This is a genomic window from Bradyrhizobium sp. 170 (assembly GCF_023101085.1).
Taxonomy (GTDB): domain Bacteria; phylum Pseudomonadota; class Alphaproteobacteria; order Rhizobiales; family Xanthobacteraceae; genus Bradyrhizobium.
This window is the reverse complement of sequence record NZ_CP064703.1, coordinates 8,822,176-8,849,019: the sequence shown is the minus strand read 5'-3', so window position 1 is coordinate 8,849,019 and position 26,844 is coordinate 8,822,176. Positions and strand designations below refer to the sequence as shown.

At 63.3% G+C, this 26,844-nt stretch carries 28 protein-coding genes; 18 read left to right on the top strand and 10 right to left on the bottom strand.

Features of this window, described 5'->3' with window-relative positions; all coding sequences use genetic code 11:
- Positions 1–24: 24 nt before the first annotated feature.
- The 8 genes from IVB05_RS41785 to IVB05_RS41750 all read left to right on the top strand — a co-directional run bounded on the left by IVB05_RS41785 (position 25) and on the right by IVB05_RS41750 (position 7,266).
- Positions 25–1,854: a tannase/feruloyl esterase family alpha/beta hydrolase gene (locus tag IVB05_RS41785; protein WP_247782003.1), complete on the top strand. Its 1,830-nt coding sequence runs from the start codon at positions 25–27 to the stop codon at positions 1,852–1,854.
- Positions 1,855–1,860: 6 nt separating this feature from the next.
- Positions 1,861–3,579 (top strand): FAD-dependent oxidoreductase, encoded by a 1,719-nt coding sequence (locus IVB05_RS41780; protein ID WP_346771812.1) that lies wholly within the window; start codon positions 1,861–1,863, stop codon positions 3,577–3,579.
- A gap of 207 nt (positions 3,580–3,786) precedes the next feature.
- Entirely contained in the window at positions 3,787–4,710 is a 924-nt protein-coding gene (locus IVB05_RS41775; protein ID WP_247782001.1) for a DMT family transporter, read from the top strand.
- Between the two features lie 110 nt (positions 4,711–4,820).
- Positions 4,821–5,006 carry a hypothetical protein gene (locus IVB05_RS41770; protein WP_247782000.1) on the top strand — a complete coding sequence of 62 codons (186 nt, stop codon included), beginning with the start codon at positions 4,821–4,823 and terminating at the stop codon, positions 5,004–5,006.
- Positions 5,003–5,815, top strand: coding sequence for a TIM barrel protein (locus IVB05_RS41765; protein ID WP_247781999.1), 813 nt, complete (start codon positions 5,003–5,005; stop codon positions 5,813–5,815). Before IVB05_RS41770 ends, IVB05_RS41765 begins: the two co-directional genes overlap by 4 nt.
- Positions 5,816–5,890: 75 nt before the next feature.
- Positions 5,891–6,214 (top strand): metalloregulator ArsR/SmtB family transcription factor, encoded by a 324-nt coding sequence (locus tag IVB05_RS41760; RefSeq protein ID WP_247781998.1) that lies wholly within the window; start codon positions 5,891–5,893, stop codon positions 6,212–6,214.
- Between the two features lie 11 nt (positions 6,215–6,225).
- Positions 6,226–6,696 (top strand): SRPBCC domain-containing protein, encoded by a 471-nt coding sequence (locus tag IVB05_RS41755; RefSeq protein WP_247781997.1) that lies wholly within the window; start codon positions 6,226–6,228, stop codon positions 6,694–6,696.
- 102 nt (positions 6,697–6,798) lie between these two features.
- Positions 6,799–7,266 (top strand): GyrI-like domain-containing protein, encoded by a 468-nt coding sequence (locus IVB05_RS41750; protein WP_247781996.1) that lies wholly within the window; start codon positions 6,799–6,801, stop codon positions 7,264–7,266.
- Between the two features lie 38 nt (positions 7,267–7,304).
- On the opposite strand, the gene IVB05_RS41745 is transcribed toward IVB05_RS41750, so the two are convergent.
- Genes IVB05_RS41745 through IVB05_RS41735 form a run of 3 tightly spaced genes read right to left on the bottom strand, consistent with a single transcriptional unit; the run spans position 7,305 to position 10,510 of the window.
- Positions 7,305–8,864 carry an MDR family MFS transporter gene (locus IVB05_RS41745; protein ID WP_247781995.1) on the bottom strand — a complete coding sequence of 520 codons (1,560 nt, stop codon included), beginning with the start codon at positions 8,862–8,864 and terminating at the stop codon, positions 7,305–7,307.
- 4 nt (positions 8,865–8,868) lie between these two features.
- Positions 8,869–10,035: an HlyD family secretion protein gene (locus IVB05_RS41740; protein ID WP_247781994.1), complete on the bottom strand. Its 1,167-nt coding sequence runs from the start codon at positions 10,033–10,035 to the stop codon at positions 8,869–8,871.
- Positions 10,028–10,510 (bottom strand): MarR family transcriptional regulator, encoded by a 483-nt coding sequence (locus IVB05_RS41735; protein WP_247787376.1) that lies wholly within the window; start codon positions 10,508–10,510, stop codon positions 10,028–10,030. Before IVB05_RS41735 ends, IVB05_RS41740 begins: the two co-directional genes overlap by 8 nt.
- 143 nt (positions 10,511–10,653) lie before the next feature.
- On the opposite strand from IVB05_RS41735, the gene IVB05_RS41730 reads away from it, so the two are divergent.
- Both IVB05_RS41730 and IVB05_RS41725 read left to right on the top strand, forming a co-directional pair.
- The gene (locus IVB05_RS41730) at positions 10,654–11,139 is read left to right on the top strand and encodes a transcriptional repressor (RefSeq protein ID WP_214488869.1); all 486 of its coding nucleotides are present in this window, start codon (positions 10,654–10,656) and stop codon (positions 11,137–11,139) included.
- 35 nt (positions 11,140–11,174) lie between these two features.
- Positions 11,175–12,113, top strand: coding sequence for a DMT family transporter (locus IVB05_RS41725; RefSeq protein WP_247781993.1), 939 nt, complete (start codon positions 11,175–11,177; stop codon positions 12,111–12,113).
- A gap of 129 nt (positions 12,114–12,242) precedes the next feature.
- On the opposite strand, the gene IVB05_RS41720 is transcribed toward IVB05_RS41725, so the two are convergent.
- Positions 12,243–13,118, bottom strand: coding sequence for a sulfurtransferase (locus tag IVB05_RS41720; RefSeq protein ID WP_247781992.1), 876 nt, complete (start codon positions 13,116–13,118; stop codon positions 12,243–12,245).
- Between the two features lie 266 nt (positions 13,119–13,384).
- Here IVB05_RS41720 and ispG point away from each other — a divergent pair, with 266 nt between their 5' ends.
- The 3 genes from ispG (at position 13,385) to IVB05_RS41705 (ending at position 17,302) form a co-directional block, all read left to right on the top strand.
- Positions 13,385–14,671 carry a flavodoxin-dependent (E)-4-hydroxy-3-methylbut-2-enyl-diphosphate synthase gene (gene ispG / locus IVB05_RS41715; protein WP_247781991.1) on the top strand — a complete coding sequence of 429 codons (1,287 nt, stop codon included), beginning with the start codon at positions 13,385–13,387 and terminating at the stop codon, positions 14,669–14,671.
- 224 nt (positions 14,672–14,895) lie between these two features.
- A complete protein-coding gene (locus tag IVB05_RS41710) occupies positions 14,896–15,789 on the top strand; it encodes a TauD/TfdA family dioxygenase (protein WP_247781990.1) in 894 nt (297 codons plus the stop codon).
- A gap of 172 nt (positions 15,790–15,961) precedes the next feature.
- Positions 15,962–17,302 carry a Rieske 2Fe-2S domain-containing protein gene (locus tag IVB05_RS41705; RefSeq protein WP_247781989.1) on the top strand — a complete coding sequence of 447 codons (1,341 nt, stop codon included), beginning with the start codon at positions 15,962–15,964 and terminating at the stop codon, positions 17,300–17,302.
- 149 nt (positions 17,303–17,451) lie between these two features.
- On the opposite strand, the gene IVB05_RS41700 is transcribed toward IVB05_RS41705, so the two are convergent.
- From IVB05_RS41700 to IVB05_RS41690, 3 genes are all read right to left on the bottom strand, one after another.
- Positions 17,452–19,059, bottom strand: a complete 1,608-nt coding sequence (locus IVB05_RS41700) for a Na+/H+ antiporter (RefSeq protein ID WP_247781988.1) — start codon at positions 19,057–19,059, stop codon at positions 17,452–17,454.
- Positions 19,060–19,313: 254 nt separating this feature from the next.
- Complete coding sequence (locus IVB05_RS41695; RefSeq protein WP_247781987.1) at positions 19,314–19,688, bottom strand: nuclear transport factor 2 family protein; 375 nt, start codon at positions 19,686–19,688, stop codon at positions 19,314–19,316.
- 43 nt (positions 19,689–19,731) lie between these two features.
- Positions 19,732–20,106 (bottom strand): nuclear transport factor 2 family protein, encoded by a 375-nt coding sequence (locus IVB05_RS41690; RefSeq protein WP_247781986.1) that lies wholly within the window; start codon positions 20,104–20,106, stop codon positions 19,732–19,734.
- Positions 20,107–20,207: 101 nt separating this feature from the next.
- On the opposite strand from IVB05_RS41690, the gene IVB05_RS41685 reads away from it, so the two are divergent.
- Together IVB05_RS41685 and IVB05_RS41680 are read left to right on the top strand one after the other, a co-directional pair.
- Positions 20,208–20,636: a GFA family protein gene (locus tag IVB05_RS41685; protein WP_247781985.1), complete on the top strand. Its 429-nt coding sequence runs from the start codon at positions 20,208–20,210 to the stop codon at positions 20,634–20,636.
- A 241-nt stretch (positions 20,637–20,877) separates the two neighbouring features.
- Positions 20,878–22,623, top strand: coding sequence for a caspase family protein (locus IVB05_RS41680; RefSeq protein WP_247781984.1), 1,746 nt, complete (start codon positions 20,878–20,880; stop codon positions 22,621–22,623).
- A gap of 46 nt (positions 22,624–22,669) precedes the next feature.
- Here IVB05_RS41680 and IVB05_RS41675 read toward each other — a convergent pair whose 3' ends face one another.
- Both IVB05_RS41675 and IVB05_RS41670 read right to left on the bottom strand, forming a co-directional pair.
- Entirely contained in the window at positions 22,670–23,350 is a 681-nt protein-coding gene (locus IVB05_RS41675) for a DUF1345 domain-containing protein (RefSeq protein ID WP_247781983.1), read from the bottom strand.
- Positions 23,351–23,369: 19 nt separating this feature from the next.
- On the bottom strand, positions 23,370–24,290 hold the full coding sequence (locus IVB05_RS41670) for a polyprenyl synthetase family protein (RefSeq protein WP_247781982.1): 921 nt from the start codon (positions 24,288–24,290) through the stop codon (positions 23,370–23,372).
- Between the two features lie 176 nt (positions 24,291–24,466).
- On the opposite strand from IVB05_RS41670, the gene mtgA reads away from it, so the two are divergent.
- The 3 genes from mtgA to IVB05_RS41655 all read left to right on the top strand — a co-directional run bounded on the left by mtgA (position 24,467) and on the right by IVB05_RS41655 (position 26,406).
- Positions 24,467–25,144 (top strand): monofunctional biosynthetic peptidoglycan transglycosylase, encoded by a 678-nt coding sequence (mtgA, locus tag IVB05_RS41665; protein WP_247787374.1) that lies wholly within the window; start codon positions 24,467–24,469, stop codon positions 25,142–25,144.
- A gap of 153 nt (positions 25,145–25,297) precedes the next feature.
- Complete coding sequence (gene rpmF, locus IVB05_RS41660) at positions 25,298–25,480, top strand: 50S ribosomal protein L32 (RefSeq protein WP_028347701.1); 183 nt, start codon at positions 25,298–25,300, stop codon at positions 25,478–25,480.
- Positions 25,481–25,614: 134 nt separating this feature from the next.
- A complete protein-coding gene (locus IVB05_RS41655; protein WP_247781981.1) occupies positions 25,615–26,406 on the top strand; it encodes a hypothetical protein in 792 nt (263 codons plus the stop codon).
- A gap of 89 nt (positions 26,407–26,495) precedes the next feature.
- Here IVB05_RS41655 and IVB05_RS41650 read toward each other — a convergent pair whose 3' ends face one another.
- Complete coding sequence (locus tag IVB05_RS41650; RefSeq protein WP_247781980.1) at positions 26,496–26,780, bottom strand: hypothetical protein; 285 nt, start codon at positions 26,778–26,780, stop codon at positions 26,496–26,498.
- Positions 26,781–26,844: the final 64 nt, after the last annotated feature.

Sequence of the window (26,844 nt, the reverse complement as noted above, 5' to 3'; positions counted from 1 at the left end):
GAAAACCAAAAGGGAAGTGAAACGATGTCGATCACGCGAGGAACGAATATCTCCGCGGCGCTGCTGTTGGCCGCCTGCTGCCATCTGACGCCGGCGTTAGCCGATACGCTTTCCTGCGATGACGGCATCAAGACGGCCTTTCGCCCGGATGCCGATACGTCGGTCGTCGCGGTTCGGCTGGTGAAGAAGGGTGAGGAATTGAAGGCGATCGATGCGCCACAGCCGGTGACGGCGGCGGCCGATCTGTGTCTGGTGAAGCTGCTGGTCGGCCCCGGCGCCACGGCGGAAAAGGACAAGAATGCGCGCTCCTATTCCGAAGGTATCGGCATCGAGGTCTGGCTGCCGACGCACGCCAACTGGAACGAGCGCATCCGCAACTATGGCGGCGGCGGATGGGTCGGCGGCGGCCATCGTTATGCGGACAAGATCGGCAGCAAGGTGCCGGCCATCGTCAACGCCAATATCGGCTACGCGTCCGGCACCACGGACGCGGGCCAGCCCTGGTACCAGGATGGCTCGTTCGCGTTTCTGTCCGACGGCAAGGTCAACGTGGAATCGCTGCGTGATTTCTCGGTGCGAGCCATGGTCGAGCAGGCCGTCAAGACCAAAGCGCTGGTCAACCTCTATTACGGCAAGGCGCCGAAATATGCCTACTATGACGGCCATTCGCAGGGCGGCCGGCAGGGCATGAAGCTCGTGCAGGAATATCCGGAGCTCTACGACGGCTACATGATCGCGCAGCCGGCGCTGAGCATCGCGAAATTCGGAACGGCCGGACTCTATCCGCAGATCGTGATGAAGACCGAACTCGGCTTCACCTCGGCGAACAAGGCGGAGGCCACAGCCTTCGCCGCCAAGGTCGCCGCCGCCAACAAGCGCGCGGTTGCCGCCTGCGACAAGGCGGGGCTTGGTTTCCTGCTCGATCCCTTTGCCTGCGACTACAATCCCGCGCGTGACGCCGACATGCTGTGCGCCGGCGTTGCCGGCGAGGGTGTGACCGGAAGCAATGCCGACGCCGCGGTCTGCATGAGCCTCAAGGAGGCGAACGCGCTGAACAGGATCTGGTACGGCGCCACCAGCGATGGAAGTTTCGACGTTGCCCAAAGCGCCGACGCGCGGTCCGGCAAATCGCTTGGCAAGAACCAGCTCTGGTGGACCTTCACCAAGAGCACCGCCATCGGTACCCTGATCACCAGTGCTTCCGCCTACGGTGTGGCGTTGGCGCTGCAGGATGTCAGCTACGCGCCCGACGCCAGCACCTCATCAGGCGCGCCGATCACGAACGCATCGACCAATGTGCGCAACAAATGGCTGGAGCTGGATTACGCCGGGCTCGCCGACGCCGTGAACAAGGGCGTCGCGTTGCAGCCGACGCTGTTCAGCGACCTCATCACGGACAAGGCCGATCTCGGGAAGCTGCGCGAGCTCGGCCGCAAGGTCGTCGTCTATACCGGTCTGGTCGACGACGCGATCCCGCCTGCCGGCAACATCAATTATCACGAGCGCGTGGTGGCGGCGATGGGCGGACACGCCGAGGTGCAGAAGTTCATGCGGATGTACCTGCTGCCGGGTTCGGCGCACTCTTCGCAGGGCCGGGCCTACACGGTCGGTGGCAAGAACGACACCGTGCCGCTGCCGAAACTGCCCGGCAATGCCAACCAGACGCCGACGCGCGAGCAGGACCAGTTCTTCACCGCACTGGTGGACTGGGTCGAGGAAGGCACGGCGCCGGGTGAAATCCTGCTGACGTCGCGCGACAACAGCGTCAGCTATCCCGTCTGCGTCTATCCGCTGCGGACGACGTGGAGCGGCAACGGGGATGCAAAGCAGGCTTCAAGCTTTAGCTGCCGGTAGCTGTCCTTGCGCCGCCGTGGATTGTCCGAGGTCTCGCCCGGTTACGACGTCGTCGTAATCGGCGCCGGAGCGGCCGGCATGTCGGCTGCGCTTTTTTCCGCCATTCGAGGCGCGAAAACGCTGCTGGTCGAGAAGACCGGGTTCGTCGGCGGTACCTCCGCGCTGTCGGCGGGATCGATCTGGATCCCCAATACGCGCCATGCGTCGGCGCTCGGTGCGACCGATAGCGCAGCGAACGTCGAAAAATATCTGCAGCAGATCGTTGGAAACCATGCCGACGTTGCGCTGCGCGCAGCCTTCCTGAAGGCAGGTCCCGCGGCAGTCGAGGTTCTGGAAAATCATTCCGAAGTGAAATTGCGGGCCTATGCGCGTCATCCCGACTATCGCTCGGAGCTTGCCGGTGCTGCGCTCGCCGGGCGCGCGCTGGAGCCGTACCCATTCGACGGGCGGTTGCTTGGCGAGGCGTTCAAGCTGGTTCGTCCGCCATTGCCGGAGTTCACGCTGCTTGGCGGAATGATGGTCGACAGGGCTGATATCGGTCACCTGTTGTCGTCGACGAAATCGATCGGATCATTGCTGCATTCCACACGGCTGGTTGCGCGTTATGCGCGCGACAGAGTAAGCCATGGCAGAGGCACACGGCTCGTGATGGGCAATGCCCTGATCGGCCGGCTGCTGTATTCCTTGATGCGTCACGACGTGGATATCCTGACGGGCGCGTCGCTCGCGAAGATCATCCGGGAATCCGACGGTGCCGTTACTGCCGCAAGTTTGACTTCGGAGGGAGTATCGCGGGAGATCGGCGTCAATGCCGCGCTGATCTTGGCGGGAGGTGGGTTCAACCGCCATGCCGAGCGGCGTCTCGCGGCGCTTGGAACCGAGGCCGGCTGGTCGTCCGTTGCGCCGGGCTCGAGCGGTGATGCGCAGGACAAGGCCCTCGAGATCGGTGCGCGGCTCAGCGTGCGGGATGTCAGCGCTGCGTTCTGGGCGCCCGCATCGATCCGGCGGCGGCGCGACGGATCACAAGCGGTCTTTCCGCACTTCGTGCTCGACCGTGCCAAACCGGGCACCCTGGTTGTCGACAGCAACGGGCGTCGGTTCGTCAATGAGGCGATCTCCTATCACCAGTTTGCGCTGGAGATGTTGGCGAAGGGAAAATCGGCCATCCCGGCCTTTCTGATCGCGGATGCGGTTTCAGTCCGGAAATATGGTCTTGGCATGGTGCGGCCCGGTGGCTGGGGCGTGAGAGGCGCTGTCGCCGACGGCTATCTCTCTGCCGCCGACACCATCGAGCAGCTTGAGCTGCAATTGAACATCGATCCCGGTCAATTGCGCGAGACGGTCGACAGGATGAACTTCTATGCGCAAACTGGCCGTGATCCCGAATTCGGCAGGGGAAGCACGGTGTATCAACATCACAACGGCGATGCGTCTGCGGGTGGGGCCAATCCCAACCTTGGCCCTATCGCGACGGCCCCCTTCTACGCGGTGCGGCTTTATCCTTCCGATATCGGCACCTCGTCCGGACTTGTCACGGACGAGGCTGCCCGCGTTCTCGATGTCGGCAATCGGCCCATTGCCGGCCTCTACGCTTGCGGAAATGACATGCAGTCGATCATGGGCGGAACCTACCCCGGACCGGGAATCACGCTCGGACCGGCGATCGCGTTTGCCTATATCGCCGTGTCCGATGCGCTCGATGTCCGCATCGGGAGTGTCGAATGATGCCGTCGTTCTCCTTTGCCGCGCTTACCGCGCTCGAACTTGCACCGCTCGAATTGATCGACGTCGCCGCCATCCCGTCTGCGTCTATCCGCTGCGGACGACGTGGAACGGCAATGGGGATGCAAAGCAGGCTTCGAGCTATAGCTGCCGGTAAGCTGGCGGGTTAGGCTCCTGTTCGTCGCCAGAGACGCCAGCACCGGATTGAACATGATCGAACCCAAGGAAGCCGCCAGCAGGGCACGCGAAGTGCTGGGCCTGCTCGGCTTTCTGCTGGTGGCAACCGCGCAGGTCTCCAACATGATTCTGGCGCGCGGCGTTGCCGGGAGCGTTCCGCCGTTCTCGATCGCCTTCTTTCGCTGGAGCATTGTGGCGCTCGGCCTGCTGCCGGCTGTCGTGATGGCGCTGCGCGAAAAGCCCGGCGTGTTGAACGGGCAGACGCCCGGCATCATCGTGGCTGGTTTCCTCGGCATGTTCGTCTGCGGCGGCCCGGTCTATGTCGCCGGTGTCACGACCTCAGCGATCAACCTGGCGCTGATCATGTCACTCGCGCCGCTCGTGGTACTGCTGTTTTCTTTCGTGTCGGGCCAGGAACCCATCCATCGACGCCAGATCATCGGCGTGCTGCTGTCGCTGGCGGGCGCCGCGTTGATCATTACCAGGGGGCAAGCCGCCGTCGGGGCCGGCGTGGCGCCCGGCGATCTGCTCGCACTGATGGCGATGCTGGGTTGGGCGGGGTACACCCTGCTGCAGAACCGTGTGGGCAGCGGCGTGAGCTTTCTGGCGCGGATCGGCCTGTTCGCGGCCGCAGGCGCGCTGTTCTCGCTGCCGTTCGCCGTCCACGAAATGTGGTCTGTGCCTGCCGCCGCGTTCAGCGGGCGTGCGGCGCTGGTCTATCTCTTCGCTGGGCTCGTCCCCGGCCTTTTTGCCTATTCGGCCTATGCTTATCTCGGCTCGAAATTCGGCGCGGTGTCGACCTCCCTCAGCCTCTATCTCGGGCCGATCGTCAGCGCCGTGCTGTCAATGCTCTTTCTTGGCGAGGCGCCGACCATGATCCATCTGATCGGCGGCGTGCTGTCGCTTGGCGGCATGTGGTTGAGCCTGCAGGCCAAGCAGAGCATATCGCCACCATAACGCAACGCCGGCGCGATTGCCGTGACTGGAAATGCATTCGACGCGATCACGGCCAAGCGCTACGCTGATGTGCAGCGGGGTAGAACCCGCCCGATAACAGAGGGCAGGCGATGCGCGGAGCAGGTTTTCTGGCCATCTGGAGCGACGTTGAGCGAAAAGACCTGACCGATTATCGCCATTGGCTGACGCGCGGGCACACGACGAAGCGCGTAACCGCCAGCGGGTTTCTTGCGACACGCGTATTCCAGGCGCGGCGCACCTTCGCGCTTGATGGCCGCATTACGAGTGTCGAATGATGCCGTCGTTCTCCCTTGCCGCGCTTACCGCGCTCGAACTTGCACCACTCGAATTGATCGACGTCGCCACCGCCTGCGGCTACGACCACGTCGGACTCCGTCTTCTGCCGGCGATGCCTGGAGGCGTTGCCTATCCGCTGATGGAAGATGACGCGGCCATGCGGGAAACCATCGCGCGGTTGGATGCGACCGGCGTGACCGTCGCGGACCTGGAGGTGGTCGCCATCCGGCCTGAAACGGAGATCGCTGCCTTCTCCGCGTTTTTCGAAGCGGGTGCGCGTCTCCGCGCAAAGCATATTCTGGTCGCGGCATACGATCCCGATCTGGACCGGTTTGCGGATCGCTTTGCCGGATTTTGCGAGGCTGCTGCGCCCTATGGATTGACGGCGGATCTCGAGTTCATGCCATGGACGACCGTGCCTGATCTGGAGACTGCCAGACGAATCGTCGAACGGGTTGCGCAAGCAAATGCCGGGGTTCTCGTCGATGCCCTGCATTTCGACCGGTCGCAAAGCTCGGTCGTCGACATCGCAAGGATCCCCGCCGGCAAGCTTCACTATTGGCAATTATGCGACGCCCCGGCCGAACGGCCGGCGACACCAGAGGAAATGATCCACGCCGCTCGCAACGAGCGGATGTTTCCCGGAGAGGGCGGCCTCGATCTTGTTTCGCTGGCGCGCTCCATGCCGCCGGATATCGCCATCAGCATCGAGGTCCCGACCGCGACGCTCGCGCGGACGGTGGGTGCTGAGGCGCGGGCCCGGCGCGCACTCGAAGGGGCGAAGCGCATCGTCGCGGCGGCAAGGTAATCGCTCGGAATCTCGGGTTGACAATCGTTATCAGTTATATAATAAGTTAGTTATATAACTGATACGAGATATACGATGTCGAACCTGGACGCTGCCTTTTCCGCACTGGCTGACCCAACGCGTCGGGCGATCCTGGCGCGTCTCGCGTTGGGCGAGGCAACCGTCATGGAACTGGCCCAGCCGTTCGAGATGACGCAACCCGCCATCTCCCGACACCTCAAGGTGCTCGAAGGCGCAGGTCTCATCCTCCGGCGTGTCGAAGGCACGAAGCGGCCGTGCCGGCTGGCGCCGACGGCCGTTGCCGAGATCGACGAATGGCTCGGGATGCTGCGACAGACCCTGACGGCGAACTACAACCGGTTGGACGACGTTCTGGCCGCCATGAAAACCGAAGAGTGAAAGGCAGTCCGATGAGCAAGTTGACGTTGAAGACCGAAGGCGACACCAACGTCGTTGTAACCAGGCAGTTCGCCGCCGCGCCAGAGGCTGTGTATCGCGCGCATACCGAACCCGCGCTGATCCAGAAGTGGCTGCTCGGTCCGGAGGGCTGGACGATGCCGGTCTGCATCAACGAGGCGCGCCCCGGCGGCAAGATCCGGTACGAATGGAGCGACGGCAAGGGTGGCGGCTTCTACCTGACCGGAGAGTTTATTGAGACGGTGCCGTTCAGCCGGCTCGTTCACGTCGAACGGATGCATCTGCCTGACCCGACACCGGACAATCATGTCGAAACAAATTTTGCACCCGACGGCACCGGCACGCTGATGACCATGCGGATGACGTTGCCTGATGCAGCGACGCGCGCCACGATGCTGGCGACCGGCATGGAGGATGGAATGGAAGCGAGCTACGCGCGGCTTGAGACAACTCTCAAATCATAAGCAGCGCCCCATCAGCGACGCATGCACCGCGCTCTACGTCCGCCGAGTGAAACGCGCGAGAACGCTCGTTTCACTCTACCATCTCAAATCCGGAGACCAGCCGTGATCGAACCGCTTCGCGTCCTTCAAACCAAGCCGCAACTCACGGCCTTGATTCCGATCAAGGTTCCGCGCGAAGACATTCGCAAGGTCATGGGACCCGGCCTTGCTGAACTAAAGGCCGCCGTCGCCGCGCAGAACGTTGCGATCGTCGGCCCTTGGTTCACTCACCACCTTCGCAATCCCGGTGAGATTTTCGATTTCGAGATATGCCTGCCCGTCGCCGCACCCGTCGCGCCGGCAAATCGCGTGAAGCCAGGACAGTGGTCTGCCATGAATATCGTCCAGACCACCTATCATGGCGGCTACGAAAGCCTCGGTGGTGCGTGGGGCGAATTCATCGGCATGATCAAGGCCGCGGGACACCGAACCGTGGATGGTCTTTATGAATCCTACGACGTCGGTCCGGAGGCGAGCACGGATCCGAGCGAGTGGCGGACGGTGCTCAGCAAGGAACTGGTGGAGGAATAAACTAGCTTCGAAGCGGAGAAAATTCGCGGCGAAAAGTTCTACTCCATCACCGCATGATCCGGCGCGGCCGACTGTTCGCGCAGCGTCGCCTTGGTCGAGCCGATCATGATGGCAAGCGGAATCGCGCAGGCGGTGAAGATCATCACCATCTGGTAGTCGTACGAGAACGCGATGATCTGCGCCTGCACCTTGACCATCATATCAGCCATGGCGCGGCCCTTGTCGGTGGCGAGATCGATCAGGCCGCGCACCTCGGGCATCTGCAGGGCGTGATTGAACGGATTGATGTGCTCCGACAGGACCGCGTAGCTGTAGCGCGTGCCCTGCGTCAGTTGCGAGATCACGAGCGAGATCCCGATCGAGCTCGCGACGTTGCGCATCAGGGTCAGCATCGAGGTGCCGTCGGTGCGCAGATGATCGGGCAGCGTCAGGAACGCCACCGTGGAGAGCGGCACGAACACCAGGCCGAAACCAAAGCCCTGGACCACGCTGATGATCACGATCTCTGTCACGCCGGTCTGGTCGGTCCAGCCGGTCATGTAGAACAGCGACAGGCAGGTGATGCCGAGGCCTGCGATGATCAGCGTTCGTGCCTCGATATGGTTCATCATGCGGCCGACCAGCATCATCGCCACGAACGTGCCGCAACCGCGGCTCGCCAGCAGAAGGCCTGCCGTGATGATGGGATAGCCGATCACGTTCTGCAGGAACGGCGAGGAAAGGGCCATGGTGGAAAATAGCACCAGCCCCATCACGGCCATGAACACGCAGCCGGCGACGAAATTCTTGTCCTTGAACAGTGCGAACTGGATGAACGGCTGCGGCGTCGTCAGCGAATGCGCGAGGAAATAGTAGAAGCCGATGCCGGCGATGATGAATTCTGCGATGATCTCGTTGGATTCCAGCCAGCCGAGCTGCTCGCCGCGGTCGAGCGCCAGCTGCAGCGAGCCGATGGCGATTGCGAGCGCGGTGAAGCCGAACCAGTCGAAGCGCAGCTCGAGGGCCTTCTTCGTCTCGTCCATGAAGATAATGAGGCCGAGCACGGTAAAGACGCCGAACGGCAGGTTGACGAAGAACACCCAGTGCCAGGAATAGGTCTCGGTGAGCCAGGCGCCCAGCGACGGGCCCATGATCGGCCCCATCATCACGCCCATACCCCAGATCGCCATCGCCTTGGCGCGCTCATGCAGCGCGTAGGAGTCGAGCATCACCGCCTGCGACAGCGGCACCAGCGCTGCCCCGAAGACGCCCTGCAACAACCGAAACACCACCATCTGGCCGATGTCCTGCGCCAGCCCGCACATCACGGAAGCAATGGTGAAGCCGGCCGAGCAGATGATGAAGATGCGCTTGCGGCCGAAGCGGTTGGCGATCCATCCCACAGGCGCGGTCATGATCGCGGCGGCGACGATGTAGGAGGTCAGGACCCAGTTGATCTGGTCCTGAGAGGCCGACAGCGTGCCCTGCATGTACGGCAGGGCGACGTTGGCAATGGTGGTGTCCAGCGCCTGCATGATGGTCGCCGTCATGGCGCAGATCGTCACCATGTTCCGGCGGAGACCCGGAACGGCAGCCGATGGTGCGCCCGGCGTCGCCATGGCGCTAATCGTGGTCCTGGTTCGCCACCGCCGGCGACAGGCCGAGCAGGGCGGGCAGCGAGCGGCGATGGTTGGTGTCGATCGTGGCGTAGACGCTCATGCCGGCCTTCAGCTTGCGGACGAACTTGTCGTTCTTGTCGAAATAGATCCGCACCGGAACGCGCTGAACCACCTTGACGAAATTGCCCGACGCGTTCTGCGGCGGCAGGATCGCGAATTGCGCGCCGGTGCCGGGCGACAGCGAGCCGACCGTACCCTTGAACGGGTGGTTCGGGAACGCATCGACCTCGAGCGTGACGGACTGGCCGACTGCGACATGGGTGAAATCGGATTCCTTCGGATTGGCGTCGACCCATGGATTCGAGGTGTCGATGATGCTGAACACCGGCGCGCCCGCCATCACGAAGCGGCCGAGCTGAATCTGCTCCACCTGCGTGGCAATGCCCGCCATCGGCGCGCGCATCACCGTGTGGTCGAGATTGCGCTGGGCCTGGTCGAGCGCCGCCTTGGCCTGGGCATAGGGCGGGAATTCGCCGAGCGGCAGCTCGGGATTGCCGAGCAGTTGCGCTTTTGCGGTGGCAATCTTCTGCTGCAGCAACTGGAACTGCGCGCTCGCGGTGACGAGAGCGGTGGAAGCGTTGTCGAGGTCGAGCTGTGAACCGAAATTGTTCTTCACCAGTGAAGACTTGCGTTCGACGTCACGCCGCTTCAGGTCCATGCCCTGCTGCGAAAGCTCGCTCATCTGGCCGTAGATCCTGAGGTCGGCGATCAAATTGTCATAGGTGACCTTGGCCTGCGCGAGATTGGCCTTGGCCTGCGCCACAGCGAGGCGGAACGGGACGGGATCGATCTCGAACAGCACATCGCCCGGACCGACCTGCTGGCCCTCTTTCACCACGACCTTCTCGATCTTGCCTGATATGTCGGGCGTGATCAGAACCTTCTGCGCGCCGACATAGGCGTCGTCGGTGGTCACGTAGCGGCCGCCATTGAGATAGAACGTCACGCCAGCCACCAGCGCGACCAGTGGCAACACCACCAGCAGCAGGAAACGGCGGTAGCGGCGCATGCCGGCCATCAGCCGGCGGCGCGGCTCGGCCGCGAGTTTCGGCCGCGGCGTCGCAGGATTGCCCTTCTGTTCGGGCGGGAATTTGAGCACGGGATCAGCCATAGCGCTGCTCCTTTCGCGGAGGCTCGTTCGCCGGATTCTGGATCGCGTTGCGAACGTTTTCCTTGATCAGGTCGAGTTGGTCGAGCAGGCGGTGGGCGTCGGCGGGGTTGATGCCGTCGAGCGCGGTCGCCGTCAGTTCGGAGCGCAGCCCGGCGAGCTTGCCGAGCAGCGGGCGCGCGGCCTTGCGCAGATAAAGGCGGTTGACGCGGCGGTCGTTCTCGTCGCCGCGGCGTTCGATCCAGCCATTGCCGCAGAGCTTGTCGATCAGCCGCGTCAGCGTGATCGGCTGCATCTCCATCTGTTCGGCGAGTTCCGATTGCTTCAGGCCTTCAGTTCGCTCGACCTTGGCCAGAACGGCCCATTGCGCGCGGGTGATGCCGTAGCGCGCCGCCTGCCGGTCGGCATAGGCGCGCACCATCCGCTGCACCTCGCCGAGCGTAAACAGGAAGTTCATATCCACGGAACCGCGCATGATCCTCGCCTCCATAAGCTTGCGATATAATAAGCTTGCTTATGAATTCTGCATGGCGAGTTAACAATGGCCTGATCCGCTTCCAGCACATGGCTGGGAACCAAGGAGCTTTGGGATTGGCCCTCGAACTGATACAAAAGCCCGACATGACCCTGACGAAGCCGACATTCCCCGCGCCTGACCACGATCACGGCCGCTGCACTGCGGAAGCGATCGCGCATGCCGAACAGGTTTGCGCGCGGCGGGCGCAGAAATTCACGCCGATCCGGCGCCAGGTGCTGCAGGCGCTGCTGTCGAGCCACCGCCCGCTCGGCGCCTATGAGGTGATCGACGAACTCGCCAAATCGATGCCTCGGCCGGCGCCGATCACGGTCTATCGCGCGCTCGATTTTTTGATGGAAAACGGCCTCGTCCACCGGATCGAAAGCCGCAACGCTTTCCTCGCCTGCGCGCATGACCATGACGAGACCTCGATGGTGGCGTTCCTGATCTGCGATCATTGCGGCTCCGTCGGCGAAATTCCCGCGGCCCCCGTGGCGCAAAGCCTCAATGCCGCGGCGCGTGCGTCGGGTTTCGCGCCAAAGCTCTCCGTCGTCGAGATCGCCGGCACCTGCGCGCACTGTCAAAAATAACAAGAACACGGCGGCCAGGCCGGCCACGAGGATAGATGTCGTCGAACAAAGTGATTTCTGCGGCCGGGCGTGCGCTCACCCCGGGCGCCATCGCATTGATGCTGATGCTGTGCCTGAGCTGGGGGTTCAACCAGATTGCGGTGAAGCTGGTGTTGCCGGACGTTCCGCCGATGCTGCAGGCATTGGCCCGCTCCATCGGCGCGTTGCCGGTGCTGCTCGTGATTGGCTGGTTTCGCGGCGTTAAATTCTTCGAGCGTGATGGCACGCTGTGGCCCGGCGTGATCGCGGGCGTCATCTTCGGTATTGAATTCGTGTTGATCTATCGCGGCTTGCTGCTGACGTCGGCGTCGCGTGCGGTGGTGTTTCTGTATGTGGCGCCATTCTTCGTCGCGCTCGGCTCGTATGTCTTTCTCCGCGAACGGCTGCGGGCGCCGCAGTGGGGTGGCCTGGCCCTGAGTTTCGTCGGCGTCGCGCTGGCCATCGGGGTCCCCCAGACCAATGTCGATGCGACGGTTTTGCTGGGCGACCTCCTGATCGTCGCCGGCGGCGCGCTCTGGGCGGCCACGACGCTGATCGTCAAGACGACGGCGCTGATCAAGGCTCCGGCGGAAAAGGGGCTCGGCTATCAGGTGGCGATATCGATCCCGATTCTCGCGCTTGCCGCGTGGATATCGGGCGAAACCATCACCCATGTTCCCGGGCCGCTGTCGCTGTCGCTGCTGGCCTATCAGGCGTTCTGGGTGGTGGGCCTGACGTTCCTGTTGTGGTTCGCTTTGGTCAAAACCTATTCGGCCAGCAAACTGTCAGCGTTCACCTTCGTCACGCCGCTGTTCGGCGTCGCCGCCAGCTATTTCATCCTGCACGATACGCTGACCATCGCCTTCGGTGCCGCGGCGCTGCTGGTCATTGCCGGGCTCTATCTCGTGAACAAGCCGGATCCGAAGGTCGTGCCGGATCCTAACGTGCCGGCGTGACTCTCCGTCATTGCGAGCGAAGCGAAGCAATCCATCTCACCGCGCGCGCTGAAAGATGGATTGCTTCGTCGCTATCGCTCCCTTGCGCAAACGCTTCGCGTTTGTCGCAGGCAATGACGCGGCGAGAGCCTAACCCGTCTCGATCGGCAGCGACGTATCCTTGGCCCATTCGCCCATCGAGCCATCGTAAAGGGTAAGGTTGTCGTAACCGAGCCGATGCAGCAGGAACAAGTCGACCGTCGCGGAAATGCCGCCGCCGCAATAGGCGACCACACGCTTGTCTTTCGTAATGCCCTGCGCCTTGAATTTGGCTTCTGCCTCGCCAAGCGGGACGAAGGCCTTGGTCCGGGGATCAAGCAATGTCGCCGCCGACACGTTGCAACTGCCGGGCACTCGGCCGGGCCGGCCGTAGCGGCTCGGCTCGAGGCCCTTGTGAAACTGCGGTCCGAGCGCGTTGACCACGACAGTGCCTCGATCGGACGAGGCAGCGAGCGTTTCGTGCTTGTCGACGAAAAATCCCGGCTTCGGCTTGGCCATGAACGTTGCCGGCTTATATCCCTTCGCCGGCCCGGTTTCGAGCGGGCGGCCTTCGAGCTTCCATTTGTCGAGGCCGCCGTCGAGCACCGCGACGTTCTCGAAGCCGAGCGATGTGAGCATCCACCAGAACCGCGTCGCCCACATCGGCGTGCCGATGCTGTACAGAACCACCCGGCTTCCGTTGGATACGCCGTGGCGGCCGAACGCAGCTTCGAGATACGCAACATCCGGCATCATGAAGCGAAGCTCGGTGTTGGGATTGGAGAACTCGCCCTGCAGATCGAGAAAATCCGCGCCGGGAATATGCCCGGCTTCGAACGTGTGACGTCCGGGGACCGCGAGATAGGGCTGACTGCTGCCTTCGGGCGCGGGTTCGAGGTAGGTGGTGCAGTCGAACAGGCGCAGGTCGGCCTGGCCCAGAATATCAGCGAGTTCCGCCGTGGAGATGAGCCCGTTATGCCCCGACATTTGTTGGCCTCCCGTTATTTTAGCCCGATGCTAAGATCCGCATCGGGCTATGAAAAGGCGGCCGGGACGTGCGGGCGCCCTTTCAATTCGGCGATTCCTGTCCAATATAGCGGTTAACGGAAGTTGCGGTATTCCGGCCTGCTTCCGGCCGCCGTCATCGGCCTAAACTGTTGAATATACAACGTAAAAATCCCTGTGTGACGGGGCGCACAGCGCTTTCGCCGCCCCCTTGGTGAATGTCACCAAAACCTGATATTCGAGGCCCCATGAACAAGCCCGAAATAATTCCGCAAGACGACGTCGCTGGTCCCCGCGCCCGGCATAAAACCACCCAGGTCATGGTCGGCAATGTGGCCGTCGGCGGGGGTGCGCCGATCGTCGTGCAGTCGATGACCAATACCGACACTGCCGATGTCGATGGCACGATCGCGCAAGTCGCGGCGCTGTCGCGCGCCGGATCGGAAATGGTGCGCATCACGGTCGACCGCGACGAGGCCGCTGCCGCCGTTCCGCATATCCGCGACGGCCTGCGCAAGCGCGGCATCACCACGCCCCTGATCGGCGACTTCCACTATATCGGCCACAAGCTGCTCGCCGAATATCCTGATTGCGCCGAGGCGCTCGACAAGTATCGCATCAATCCCGGCAATGTCGGCTTCAAGAACAAGCGCGACACCCAATTCGCCGACATCATCGAGATCGCCAACAAGAACAACAAGGCGGTCCGCATCGGCGCCAACTGGGGTTCGCTCGATCAGGAACTGCTGACCAAGCTGATGGACGAGAACACGGCTTCAGCGAACCCGCGCGATGCACGCGCGGTGACCCGCGAAGCCATGGTGCAGTCGGCGCTGTTGTCGGCGGCGCGGGCGCAAGAGCTCGGCATGCCCAAGAACAAGATGATTCTTTCGGCGAAGGTTTCCGCCGTGCAGGACCTGATCGCGGTCTATCAGACGCTCGCCTCGCGCTCGGATTACGCGATCCACCTCGGCCTCACCGAAGCCGGCATGGGATCAAAGGGCATCGTCGCCTCTTCGGCCGCGCTCGGCATCCTGCTGCAGGACGGCATCGGCGACACCATCCGCATTTCGCTGACGCCCGAACCCGGCGGCGACCGCACGCTGGAAGTTCAGGTTGCGCAGGAATTGCTGCAGACCATGGGCTTCCGCACCTTCGTGCCGCTGGTTGCGGCATGCCCGGGCTGCGGCCGCACCACCTCGACCACCTTCCAGGAACTGGCGCGCTCGATCCAGGATTTCATCCGCGAGGAAATGCCGGGCTGGAAGACGCAATATCCCGGCGTCGAAACGCTCAACGTCGCGGTCATGGGCTGCATCGTCAACGGCCCCGGCGAATCCAAGCACGCCAATATCGGCATCTCCTTGCCCGGCACCGGCGAAGCGCCGGCCGCGCCCGTATTTGTTGACGGCAAGAAATTCCGCACCCTGCGCGGCCCGAGCATTGCGGCCGACTTCAAGGCGCTGGTGATCGATTATATTGATCAGCGGTATGGGGCGGGCGCCAAGGCGCCGGAGACGACAGCCGCGGAGTAAACTCTTTCCGTCGTCCCCGCCTAGTGCGCAATTGCGCACGGGGCGCGGGAACCCATAACCACAGAATTTTGTGGTTATGCCGGGCTGTAGCTACAGCTTTTCTCCGCCACCAACTCCTGTGGTTATGGGTCCCTGCGTTCGCAGGGACGACGAACCACATGCATTGCACTTCGTATCGCCTGAGCTACGATGCGCCCCAATCAAGAACGATTGGGAGAGCGCCCATGTCTTCGCTGTCCGGCAAGCAAGGTCCTCGTTACAGGCACACCGCCGGCGAATCCGACCCGTACGAAACCATCAGCGTCGAAAAACTCACCCCGATCATCGGCGCGGAAATCTCCGGCGTCGATATCGGCAAGCTCGTCTCGGACGATGCGCGCTCTAATCGGCAGATGGACGAGATCCACCGTGCGCTCGCCGAAAATCTCGTGATCTTCTTCCGCGACCAGCACATCAACTCCGACCAACACCTCGCCTTCGGCCGCAAGTTCGGCGAATTGCATGTGCATCCGGCGGCGCCCAACGAGGGCGACCCGGCGCTGATGAAGATCTATGCCGACAAGGATTCGCCGCGCGCCAATGGCGAGGGCTGGCACACCGACGTCTCCTGCGACGTCGAGCCGCCGATGGGCTCGATCCTCTACATCAAGCAGTGCCCGCCGCGCGGCGGCGACACGCTGTTCGCCAACATGTACGCCGCTTATGAGGCGCTGTCGGATCGGATGAAGGCCTATCTTGACGGGCTCACCGCGCTGCACGACGGCGAGCAGACCTACCGCGGGCTCTACGCCAATTACGGCGTCGCCGACCGGGTGGAATATCCGCGTGCCGAACATCCGGTGATCCGCACGCATCCCGTGACGGGCAGGAAGGCGCTCTACGTCAACCGCGGCTTCACCCGCTTTATCGTCGGCATCCCGCGCGACGAGAGCGACGCCATGCTGGCCTATCTCTACCAGCACGCGGAGAACCCGCTGTTCCAGTGCCGCTTCCGCTGGACGGAAAACGCCATCGCCTTCTGGGACAACCGCTGCGCCCAGCACCGCGCGATGTGGGACTACTGGCCCCACACCCGATCAGGCACGCGGGTGACGGTGAAGGGCGAGCGGCCGGTGTAAATTTCGTAGGGCGGATTTGCGAAGCGTAATCCGTCAATCATCGCAAAGGCGGCGGGTTACGCTACGCTAACCCGCCCTACGGCGTTGCATTACGGCTATTGCGCATTCGCGTTGACGTATCGCGCCTCCTGCGCCAAGCTTGGCCAAAAGCAATAACAATCGGAGGTCGCCCATGCTCCGCGCCGAAGACAACAAATTCCTCACCGAAAGCGGTGCAGGCACCGGAATGGGCGAACTGCTGCGCCGCTTCTGGATCCCGGTGCTGCTGTCGGAGGAATTGCCCGAGGCCGACGGGCCACCGAAGAAGATCGTCGTGATGGGCGAGGAGCTGCTCGCCTTCCGCGACACCCGCGGTGTGGTCGGTGTTATCGATCAGTACTGCCCGCACCGCGGCGCCAATCTCTGGCTCGGCCGCAACGAGGAATGCGGGATCCGCTGCGTCTATCACGGCTGGAAGTTCGATACCGACGGGCGCTGCGTCGACATGCCGACATCCTATCCCGATCTCAACGCCAAGGATCTGATCCGCATCAAGTCCTATCCGGTTCGCGAGTGGGGCGACATGATTTGGGCCTATATGGGCCCGGCGGAGCAGGTGCCCGAATTGCCTGATCTGGAAATGGCGCTGGTGCCGGCCTCGCATCGCTATGTCTCGAAGAAATGGCAGGACTGCAATTGGGTGCAGGCGCTGGAAGGCTCGATCGACACCGCGCATTTCACGTTCGCGCATCTCTCTTTCGAAAAAGAAGAGAACGAGATCCTCGACATCAAGAAACACTTTGTGAATCCGCTGACGCGGGTCGCGACCGATCACATGCGCTGGATTGCCGAAGACCCGCGCCCCGTGATCAAGATCAATCCGCACGAGGCCGGCCTGACGGTCGCGGGCGGGCGGTTGACCGGCTCCGACAATATCTACTGGCGCATCGCCCAGTTCCTGATGCCGGTGCATGCCTATGCGCCGAGCTCGATGCCGGGTGAGAATATTTTCGGTCAGAGCTTCATTCCGGTGACCGATACCAGCTGCTGGATCTTCACCTATGCCTGGAATCCGGAGCGCCCGCTGACGCAGGCCGAGCGCGATGGGTACGACCGCGGCAACGGCGTGATGTCGGAGGTTGACGAGAATTATATTCCGCTGCGCAACAAGTCGAACGATTACCTGATCGATCGCAAACTGCAGAAGACCAACAGCTACACCGGCATCAAGGGCGTTTCCGAACAGGACGCCGCCGTGCAGGACAGCCAGGGGCCGATCGCCGACCGTACCCGCGAACATCTCGGTCCGACCGATCTCGGCATCATGCATTTCCGGAAACTGGTGATGGATGCCGCCCGCGCGCTGCAGAAGGGCGAGGCGCCGCCACACCTCAAGCATCAGGATCGCTATGCGGTGCGCTCCGGCGCCTGCGTCACCAGCAAGGCCAAGGACCTCACAACAGTCATGATCGAGCGGTTCGGCGATGCGGCCGGCTATGTCGGCCGTCCCGGCAGGAATGCGGCGGCGGAGTAGCTGCGCTCTCTCGGCGAGTCGTCCCCGCGAACGCGGGGACCCATAACCACAGGCTTGCGTTGTGGAAGAAAGGCGTCGACCGACGTGCCTGATAATTACCGCCGCGGCGTATGGGTCCCGGCTCGCGCTGCGCTTGGCCGGGACGACAACTATAGCGCGATCCTTCGGTACTCCCGATTGCTCAGGCTTGCTTCCTCCAGATCGAGGTCGCGTTCGATCCGCCGCCGCGTTTCGTCGGTGATCTTGCCGTCGCGCAGCAGGACGTGGATGAATTTCCGCTCGGCCGCGATCAATTCCCGTGTCAGGGCGGTGCCGGCCGCCGAAACGTCGTGGGTTTCGGGATCGAGCGAATCCGGGAGCTGATTGCTGCGGATCTCGTGGCGTGCCCTGAGTAGCTTCACGACTTCATCGGAGAGTTCGCGGTCGTCGGTGATGGCGTCGAGCGACTTGAGCGCGGCATCAAGCGCCTCGCGCCGGGCCGTGATCTCGGCCTCATGTTCCGTGACATGCTCGCTGCGGCCGTCCTTGGCGATCCCGAGCCATCGCACCACCGCCGGCAATCCAAGCCCCAATCCCACCAGGGTGATGAAGATGACGCCGAAGGCGACGAACAGGATCATGTCGCGGTGGGGAAAGCCCTCACCGCCGGGCAGTGCCAATGGCAACGCCAGCGCCGCTGCGAGCGACACCGCGCCGCGCACACCGGTGAAGGCCACCACAAACACGGTCTGCCAGGATGGCGGCGGATCACGTTCACGGATTCGTCTGCTGATCAGACGCGGCAGATAGGTTGCGGGGTAGACCCAGGCAAAGCGGGCCAGGATGACGATGATTGCGACCAGCGCGGTGGCGAACAGGATATCCTGCAGCGGAAACGCCTTCGATTTCTCGAACAGCAGCCGCATCTGGAATCCCGTCAGCAGGAACAGCGAGCCCTCGACCAGATAGATCACGAGGTCCCAGAAGAAGATGCCCTGCAGGCGCGTCGCCGATGAAATCAAAAGCGGTCCGTTCCAGCTTATGTAGAGCCCGCAGGCTACCGTTGCGATCACGCCGGAACCGCCGAGATGTTCGGGGATCCAGAAGGCGAGGTAGGGGGTGATCAGCGACAGCGTGATCTCGACCTGAGGGTCCCGCGCACGATGGCGTGCGCGCAACGAGAGCCATCCGACTGCGACACCGAACAGGATTTCGCCGACCACGATGACGGCAAAGGTGCCGGTGGCCTTCGGCAGCGAGAACAGCCCGGTCGAAATCGCCGCCACCGCGAACCGGTAGAGGATCAATGCGGTGGCGTCGTTGGCTAGCCCCTCGCCCTCGAGCACGACGAGGATGCGGCGGGGCATGCCGAGCTTGCGCGCAATCGCCAGCGGCGCCACCACGTCCGGCGGTGCGACGATGGCCCCCAGCAGGAAGCCGACGCCCCAGGGCAGCCCGATCAGATAATGCGTCGCGGTCGCGACCGCGAAGGCGGTGAAGATCACGCAGCCGACCGACAGCAGGATGATCGGGCGGAGATTGGATTTGAATTCGCGCCAGCTCATGGCGACGCTCGCCGAATAGATCAGCGGCGGCAGGAATACGAGCAGCACCAATTCGGGCGGCAATTCCACCGTCGGCATGCCGGGCACGAAGGCGAGCGCGATGCCGGCGAGCAGCAGCAGGATGGCCGGCGCGACATTGATCCGCCGCGCCAGCAGCGCGGTCCCTGCCAGCACCGCGAGCAGGATCAAAAAGATCTGAAACTTGGCTTCCATGATCGCCCCCATTCGCAGGGAAAAACCGCAAGGTCAATGCGCAAGGCGCGCGCGTTCACGGGCGAAGGGCGAAGCGGTTTCAGGCCGTCACGATGCAAGGCTGGCGACCGCCTTTCTTGAGGTCGCCTATCTGGAGGCGCCGCCGACGCGGCTGCTGCAACCGGCCGTCGTGATGTGCGTAATCCGGGGCAATTTGGGCCGCCGCAGCGGCGGTACGGAAGCTGCGCCGGCGGGTGCCCAAGCCTGAGTGGATATTACTCGCGCAGATCGTAGCGGTAAGACTTCGAGACGATCTTCCAGCCGTCGCTCAGTTTCATCGCCACCAGATAGTCGGTGAAATAACGCGGCGGCAACTGGCAGCGCACCTTGATGAAGGCGGTCTGATCGTCGGAGCGGTCGATCATGACGATAAAATCCTCGCGCGGCTTGCCTTCCGCTTTCGCCGACGGCCGCTTCCTCATCCAGTTCAGCCAGGCAGGCAAGTGAAGAACCTGCAGTTCGCCTTTTTCCAGCGAACGCAGGTCGGCGGAGGGATGGAAGATCGCGCCCAGCTTGTCGGCGTCCCCCTCGTACACGGCATCAAAATAGTGTTGGACGACCGCCTCGACGGTAGAACGATCAAGAGCCACGATTTGTCCTCCCGCAGGTTGGTTCTACTCGGTTCACAGAGCCTTACTCGCGCAGATCGTAGCGGTAGGATTTGGAGACGATCTTCCAGCCGTCGCGCAGTTTCATTGCCACCAGATAGTCGGTGAAATAGCGCGGCGGCAACTGGCAGCGTACCTTGATGAAGGCGGTCTGATCGTCGGAGCGGTCGATGGTGACGATGAAATCCTCGCGCGGCTTGCCCTCGGCCTTGCCGGACGGGCGCTTGCGCACGCGATCGAGCCAGTCCGGCACGGTCAGCACTTGCAACTCGCCCTTCTCCAGCCAGCGCAAATCGGCGGTGGCATCGAAGATCGCGCCGAGCTTGTCGGCATCACCTTCATACAGGCCATCGAAATAATTCTTGACCACGGCTTCCACGGTCGATCGGTCGTGACTCACGGCAGTTCCTCCCGGCGAAAAGAAATTTGTTCGAGCTGAATTAAGCCACGAACCGCTTCATTGCGCTAGGCTGACTTCATCACGGTTGCGAGGAGTTGCAGGTGGCGGGTTCAGCAAAATCGAATGCTCGCATTCTTGCCGGAGAATGCTTTTGCCGCGCGGTCAGCTACGCGGTGGCTGACGAGTTCGGCTACGCCTTGAATTGCCATTGTTCGAATTGCCGGCGCACTACCGGTGCGGCATTCAAGCCGTTCGCCGGCATCGCGCGCGACAAATTCAGCGTCACCAAAGGCGAGGACGATCTCATGATCTATGGCGACGAGGCCGGCCACGACGCGCATTGCCGAAAATGCGGCTCGTTGCTCTATTCGGTGGTGCGTGAAGGCGCTTTCGTCCATGTCGCCATGGGCACGCTGGTCGACGATCCCTCGATCCGCCCGACCGCTCACATCTTTGTCGGCTCCAAGGCATCGTGGTTCGCGATCACGGACGACCTGCCGCAATACCGGGAGCATGTCGTGCCGGGTTGAGCGGCTTATGCTGCTCGGGGAATACATGCTCGTCGCCGGAGGTTTATATCTGGACGGGAACCCGGCGGAAAAGGTGATAGGCCATGGCGAACCGACGGGGGCGCTGGCCCGACTAAGGATAAGGCGATGGCGCGATTTCACATCAGCGTGGTTCGTGACTTAACTCACAAAGCCGGACCCTGGCTTCTGATAGGCAGGCCGGTGTGGTAAAAAAGTACAGGACTCCGGAGGAGTCACGATGATGTCTGGATCGCAAAAGTTGTGCCGATGGGCACTTGCAGCCGCCGCTTTCCTGCTGGTGAGCGAGCCGGCGTTTGCCGAAAAGCGCGTGGCGCTGGTGCTCGGCAATTCCAACTACCAGAATGTCGCACCGCTGGCCAATCCGGTGAACGACAGCGCCAGGATCGCGGCGACGCTAAAGGACGCCGGCTTCGACGTCGTTGACTCCCGCAGGGATCTCTCCGCCGCCGACACAAGGCGCGCGCTACGCGACTTTGCCGACCGCTCCCGCGATGCCGATATCGCCGTCGTCTATTACGCCGGCCACGGCATCGAGGTGGACGGCGGAAATTACCTCATCCCGGTGGATGCACGGCTGGAACGCGACACAGACGTCTATGACGAAGCGCTGTCGCTTGACCGCATCCTGGTCGCGATCGAGCCGGCCAAGAAACTGCGGCTCGTGATCCTCGACGCCTGCCGCGACAATCCGTTTTCCAGGACCATGAAGCGGACGGTGGCTTCGCGCGCGATCGGCCAGGGCCTGGCCAAGGTCGAGCCGACCAGCCCGAACGTCCTGATTGCCTATTCGGCCAAGGCCGGCTCCACGGCCGCCGATGGCGACGGCAAGAACAGCCCGTTCACATCAGCGCTGTCGCACCATCTCACGAAGCCCGGACTCGACGTGCGCCGGGCCTTCGGCTTTGTCCGCGACGAGGTGCTCAAGACCACGGGCAACAGGCAGGAACCTTTTGTGTACGGTTCGCTGGGTGGCGAAGACGTGCCACTGGTACCGGCGCCCCGTGCAGCGCCCGCGGTGGCCCCTGCGCCAGCCCCCAGCGCGCAGGCCGAAGCCCGCCGCGATTACGAACTCGCGCTGCAGATCGGCAACAAGAGCGCGCTCAACGCTTTCCTCGCGCAATATCCCGATGGTTTCTACGCCAGCCTTGCCAAGCTTCAGCTCGACAAGATCGCCGCCGAGGAAACGCGTGTCGCGGCGACCGAAAAAGCGCGGCAGGCCGAACAGGAGCGGGCGCGGCTCGCCGCTGAGGGTGCCCAGAAGTCGCAACAGGCCAAGGCCGAGGCGGATGTCAAAGCCGCCGAGCGGGCGCGCGTCGCGGCTGAAAAGGCCAAGCAGGTGGCGCAGGACCAGGCGGCCGCAGCCGAACAGAAGCGCGTCGCCGCCGAAAGCGCCCCCGCTGACAAGGACAAGGCGGTGAACGTGGCCACGCTCGCCGCGGGGCCGCCGCAAGCCGATGTCACCAAGTCGGTGCAGGCCGAATTGCGGCGTGTCGGCTGCCTGACCGGCAACGCCGATGGCAACTGGAACAACGCCTCGCAGCGCTCGCTGACGCAGTTCAACCGTTACGCCGGAACCAGGCTCGACACCAAGGTCGCCAGCGTCGATACGCTCGATACGATCAAGCTGAAATCGTCACGGGTGTGCCCGCTGGTCTGCGAACACGGCTTCCAGGCCGATGGCGACCGCTGCACCAAAATCACCTGCGCCGAGGGCTCGTTCCTCAACGACGATAATGAATGCGAGAAGCGTCGCGCCAAAAAGCCGGTGGCAACGCGCGAAAGGCCGGAATCACGACGCGTTTACGAAGCAAGGCCGGTTCCGCAAGCAACCAAGAGAGTCTTTATCACGCGTTCCCAAACACCGGGTGGTCCAGGGATGTCATCTACGGGCCAGCCGCTTACCGGCGATCAACGTCTGTTGGGTTGTAACTCGCGGGAAGCCATAATGTCGGGAAAGTGCCCCTAACCGATCCAAACAGCATCGTCCCCGCCAAAAGCGGGGACGATGGCTTTCAGATCGCACTCCCGGCAATATTCACCATCAACGCGATCAGCGCGGTGTTGAACACGAACGAGATGACGCCGTGCACGGTCGCGGTGCGGCGGATGACCCGGTCGGTGATGCCGACGTCGGAAACCTGCGCGGTCATGCCGATCACGAACGAGAAGTAGACGAAGTCCCAGTAATCGGCCTCGGCATGGGCGTCGCCGCTCGGAAACTGCAAGCCGCCGGGCTTGCCGCCGCGATAGAACTCGTGCGCGTAGTGCAGCGAGAAGGCCGTGTGAACGGTCGCCCATGACAGCACGATCGTCACCGTGGCCAGGATCAGCCCGGACGAGCTTCCCTTCGAGGCGCCGAGCTCGAGCACGATCGCGGCGAGGCTCGCGAAGGCGCCGAGCGCGGTCAACAGCAGCAGCAGGAAACGCCCGTCGTCCTGCAGCACCGCGCTGCGGCGGATATGGGCGACGTCACAGCGCAGCATCATGATGTAGGCGAGCACGAGGTACAGCGCGGTGAATGCGTCCCAGCCGACGACAAGCCGCGTCGGCAGCCGCAGCGTGCCGGGCAGCAGCAGGAACGCGATGACGCCGACCGCGAGCGCGATGAAAGTGCGGGGCCTGCCGTAGACCACGCGGACCGGCAGCGGCAGATTGCGGAACCGAACAAGGTGCTCTTCGAATTCCTTGCTCATCCGATGCCTTCGATTCGCGCTAGTTTTTGCGCTCGGCGACGAAGCGTGCGGCTGCCCGCAATGTGTCGCCCTTCGCCCCGAAGATCGACAGCGCGGAATCGGCCCGCGCCAGCAGATCGCGCACGCGCTGCTTGGCGCCGTCGATGCCGAGCTGGGTGACGAAGGTGGTCTTGCCGAGCGCCGCATCCTGGCCGGTTTGCTTGCCGAGCGCCGCGGCGTCGCCTTCGACGTCGAGCAGGTCGTCGGCAATCTGGAAGGCCTCGCCGAGCGCGCGGCCGTAATCGTCTAGAGCCTGATACTCGCTCGGAGTGGACTGGCCGAGGATCGCGCCTGCGATGCAGCCATAGCGCAACAGCGCGCCGGTCTTCATCTGCTGCAGCCGCGCCACGTCGACCGGTTCCCGGTCGCCGAAGCGGCCTTCGCCGGCGAGGTCGAGGATCTGGCCGCCGACCATGCCGCCGATGCCGGAGGCGCGCGCCAGCGCCCGCGTCAGCAACAGGCGCACATTGGCGTCCTTGTGGATCTCGTCGCGGGTGACGATGTCGAACGCCAGCGTCAGCAAGCCATCGCCGGCGAGGATCGCGGTGGCGTCATCGGTCCTCTTGTGCAACGTCGGCCGGCCGCGGCGCAGGTCGCTGTTGTCCATCGCCGGCAAATCGTCATGGATCAGGGAATAGCAATGGATGCATTCCAGAGCCGCGCCGACCAGCAGGGCAGCGTCCCGCGGAACCCCGAACACGGCCGAACTTTCGACCACCAGAAAAGGGCGCAGTCGCTTGCCGCCGTTGAGGCTGGAATAGCGCATCGCGTCCATCAGCCGTTTCGGCCGGACGATCTCGTCCGGCACGAGCGTGTCGGAGAGCAGCTTTGCCAGCAGCGCTTCGGTATCGTCCGCGGTCTGGTCCAGGCGTTTGGTAAAATCGGCAGTGGCGGTGGTCATTAAGAATAGCTCCAGATCAATTTGGCCGGACAATCGTTGATGGCAACGGCTTCGTCAATTCCATGACCCCGGTCACAAAAGCGCTGGAAAACGCACGAAATATCATGGAGATGTCACATGGGTGGGGCCAATTCGTCGGCCCCGGGCCGGCCTGGGCTGAACCGGAAGCGTCCAATTTGCGCATTGTCCGAATTTTGCTGCTGATCCTGCTCGCGGTGCTGTTGCTGCCTTATCTGGTGACGCCGTTCTACCGAACCGGCCATCCGGTGTCGGCGCTGATGGCCTTGCGCTGGCTCAAGGGCGCGCCGGTATCCCGGCAATGGGTCGATTTCAACGCGATTTCGCCTTACCTGCCGCGCTCGGTGGTGGGCTCCGAAGACGCCAAATTCTGCAGCCATCGCGGGGTCGATTGGGGCGCGTTGCAGGATGCGATCGACGATGCCGAGGACGGTGAGCCCGCCCGCGGCGGTTCGACCATCACCCAGCAGGTGGCCAAGAACCTGTTCCTGTGGCCGGGCCGCAGCGTGGTCCGCAAGGCGCTGGAACTGCCCTTGGCGATGTGGATCGATCTGGTGCTGCCCAAGCAGCGGATTCTGGAAATCTATCTCAACATCGCTGAACTCGGCCCATCCGGGCAGTTCGGGGCTGAGGCCGCTTCGATGTATGCGTTCGGCCGTTCGGCCGCGACGCTTTCGGCGCGCGAGGCGGCCTTGCTGGCGGCGATCCTGCCCAATCCCGTCAGGCGCAGCGCCCGCAATCCCGGGCCCGGGGTACGCCGTCTGGCCGGGACCTATATGGCGCGGGCCAACGCGGCGGCACTGCAGCGCTGCTGGAGCGAAAATCGTGCTTTTTGAGCCAATTTTCGGTCCCTTTAACCGCAAGCCGGCCTAGCTTTACGCCATCCCATCCTCTATAAGCGCGGCCTTATCGGCATCGCAGCCCGCGCGCGCAGCGCTGGGCCGTCCGGTTTCGGACGATGCCTCCGACAACACCCCTAGAGGACCGTTATGGCCGTTCCCAGAAGAAAAACATCGCCCTCGCGGCGTGGCATGCGCCGCTCGGCGGATGCGCTGAAGAAGCCGACCTATGCCGAGGACAAGGATTCCGGCGAACTGCGCCGTCCGCATCACCTCGACCTGAAGACCGGCATGTACAAGGGCCGGCAGGTGCTGAAAAAGAAGGAATCCTGATCGGATTCGGGGATAAGGCGCCGCTTCTGGCGGCGTCTGCCCGAATTTGGCCAACGAGTGGGCCAACGGTTCCACGGGGCGGAGCGATGCTTCGCCCGGGGACATTCCGGTTTTCCTAGGAAGGCGCGATACCCATGGTCGGTTTTCCGCTGCTTCTGATTCCGCTCGCGATCTACAACATCATCGTCTTCCTGATGCCCGGCGTATCCTTCACCGATCCGCTGGTGAAGCTGACCTTGGTGTCGGGCGCGGAACTGGCCGTGACGCTGAGCGACGTGCTGCTCACGCTTGGCATCCTGCTGCTGCTTGCCGAAGTCATCAAAGGCGCGCGCCCCGGCGCGAAGTATCTCACCGACCATCTGCTGTCGCTGATCGTGTTCGGCGCGGCCGCGGCCGAATTCGTGCTGTGGCCGAAGTTCGGCACCTCGACCTATTTCCTTCTGACGGCACTCGCGCTGGTGGATTTCCTCTCCGGCCTCGCATTGCGAACGCGGCGCCGTGCCGTTGCGGTAGCGCCTGCGCCTGCGCCTGCGCCAAAAGCCGCCGAACCACCGCCAAAGGCCGCCGAAAAAGTCGAGGCACCGGCGGCCGAGCCCCATATCGACCCCGCGCCGGCCGCCGCACCTGCGCCTCTTGCGCCGGTGCCGCCGGCAGTCTCTGTTGCCGAATCCGTGTTGAAGGATCTCGCCGAGCCGAAACCGGCGCAGACCGAGCTGAAACCGGTGCAGCCCGAGCCAAAACCGGTGCAGCCCGCCGTCGTGCCCGAGGCGGTCCCGCCGAAAACGCCGTCTCCGGAAGTCCATTCGCCGGAAGTCCCGTCGCCCGAGGTCCAGTCACCGGAGGTCCCGTCACCGGGACTGCAGCCGGGCCCAGGCTTTCCGCCATCGCCGGATAAGCCGGATAAGCCGGACACGCCTCAGCGCTGACTCATAGCGTTTTCGGATCGAAGCATGCCCTCGGACTTGATCCGGGGTGGATCCCGGTTCGCGTAAAGAAAACGCGTCAAAACAAGAAGCTAGATGGTTTGCCGCGTCCGGAAGCCGGTGCCGCAACGGCGGATCTGGCTGGCGCCATAGGCCGTCTGTGCATCCGCCAGCGAAGCCCGCCGCAGGCTCCGGGTTTGCGGCGCCCGGTCGGCGGTCGCGATCAACTGCGCGACGAAGGTTGGATCGGGCCTCGGCGCGGGCCTCGGCGACCAGTGCACGGACTGGGTCACCGGCACCAGCTCGGTGCTGGCCGGCTCGTCGAGGTTGACGAACTCGCCGTCCAAGATTTCGTCTGATCGATCGATATCCAGCATCGCACACCGTAACCGGCTAACTGTCACGTTTTGGGACGTTACGCCCCCACTGCGATCTGACCTC

What these genes read in the sequence shown, in the direction of transcription:
- IVB05_RS41785 (WP_247782003.1), top strand. Translation starts at nt 25, where the DNA reads ATGTCGATCACGCGAGGAACGAATATCTCCGCGGCGCTGCTGTTGGCC.
- ispG (WP_247781991.1), top strand. Translation starts at nt 13,385, where the DNA reads ATGAACAAGCCCGAAATAATTCCGCAAGACGACGTCGCTGGTCCCCGC.
- IVB05_RS41650 (WP_247781980.1), bottom strand. Translation starts at nt 26,780, where the DNA reads ATGCTGGATATCGATCGATCAGACGAAATCTTGGACGGCGAGTTCGTC.
- IVB05_RS41655 (WP_247781981.1), top strand. Translation starts at nt 25,615, where the DNA reads ATGGTCGGTTTTCCGCTGCTTCTGATTCCGCTCGCGATCTACAACATC.
- IVB05_RS41705 (WP_247781989.1), top strand. Translation starts at nt 15,962, where the DNA reads ATGCTCCGCGCCGAAGACAACAAATTCCTCACCGAAAGCGGTGCAGGC.
- IVB05_RS41670 (WP_247781982.1), bottom strand. Translation starts at nt 24,290, where the DNA reads ATGACCACCGCCACTGCCGATTTTACCAAACGCCTGGACCAGACCGCG.
- IVB05_RS41755 (WP_247781997.1), top strand. Translation starts at nt 6,226, where the DNA reads ATGAGCAAGTTGACGTTGAAGACCGAAGGCGACACCAACGTCGTTGTA.
- IVB05_RS41725 (WP_247781993.1), top strand. Translation starts at nt 11,175, where the DNA reads ATGTCGTCGAACAAAGTGATTTCTGCGGCCGGGCGTGCGCTCACCCCG.
- IVB05_RS41680 (WP_247781984.1), top strand. Translation starts at nt 20,878, where the DNA reads ATGTCTGGATCGCAAAAGTTGTGCCGATGGGCACTTGCAGCCGCCGCT.
- IVB05_RS41775 (WP_247782001.1), top strand. Translation starts at nt 3,787, where the DNA reads ATGATCGAACCCAAGGAAGCCGCCAGCAGGGCACGCGAAGTGCTGGGC.
- IVB05_RS41675 (WP_247781983.1), bottom strand. Translation starts at nt 23,350, where the DNA reads ATGAGCAAGGAATTCGAAGAGCACCTTGTTCGGTTCCGCAATCTGCCG.
- IVB05_RS41760 (WP_247781998.1), top strand. Translation starts at nt 5,891, where the DNA reads ATGTCGAACCTGGACGCTGCCTTTTCCGCACTGGCTGACCCAACGCGT.
- IVB05_RS41770 (WP_247782000.1), top strand. Translation starts at nt 4,821, where the DNA reads ATGCGCGGAGCAGGTTTTCTGGCCATCTGGAGCGACGTTGAGCGAAAA.
- rpmF (WP_028347701.1), top strand. Translation starts at nt 25,298, where the DNA reads ATGGCCGTTCCCAGAAGAAAAACATCGCCCTCGCGGCGTGGCATGCGC.
- IVB05_RS41700 (WP_247781988.1), bottom strand. Translation starts at nt 19,059, where the DNA reads ATGGAAGCCAAGTTTCAGATCTTTTTGATCCTGCTCGCGGTGCTGGCA.
- IVB05_RS41710 (WP_247781990.1), top strand. Translation starts at nt 14,896, where the DNA reads ATGTCTTCGCTGTCCGGCAAGCAAGGTCCTCGTTACAGGCACACCGCC.
- IVB05_RS41765 (WP_247781999.1), top strand. Translation starts at nt 5,003, where the DNA reads ATGATGCCGTCGTTCTCCCTTGCCGCGCTTACCGCGCTCGAACTTGCA.
- IVB05_RS41745 (WP_247781995.1), bottom strand. Translation starts at nt 8,864, where the DNA reads ATGGCGACGCCGGGCGCACCATCGGCTGCCGTTCCGGGTCTCCGCCGG.
- IVB05_RS41720 (WP_247781992.1), bottom strand. Translation starts at nt 13,118, where the DNA reads ATGTCGGGGCATAACGGGCTCATCTCCACGGCGGAACTCGCTGATATT.
- IVB05_RS41730 (WP_214488869.1), top strand. Translation starts at nt 10,654, where the DNA reads ATGACCCTGACGAAGCCGACATTCCCCGCGCCTGACCACGATCACGGC.
- IVB05_RS41740 (WP_247781994.1), bottom strand. Translation starts at nt 10,035, where the DNA reads ATGGCTGATCCCGTGCTCAAATTCCCGCCCGAACAGAAGGGCAATCCT.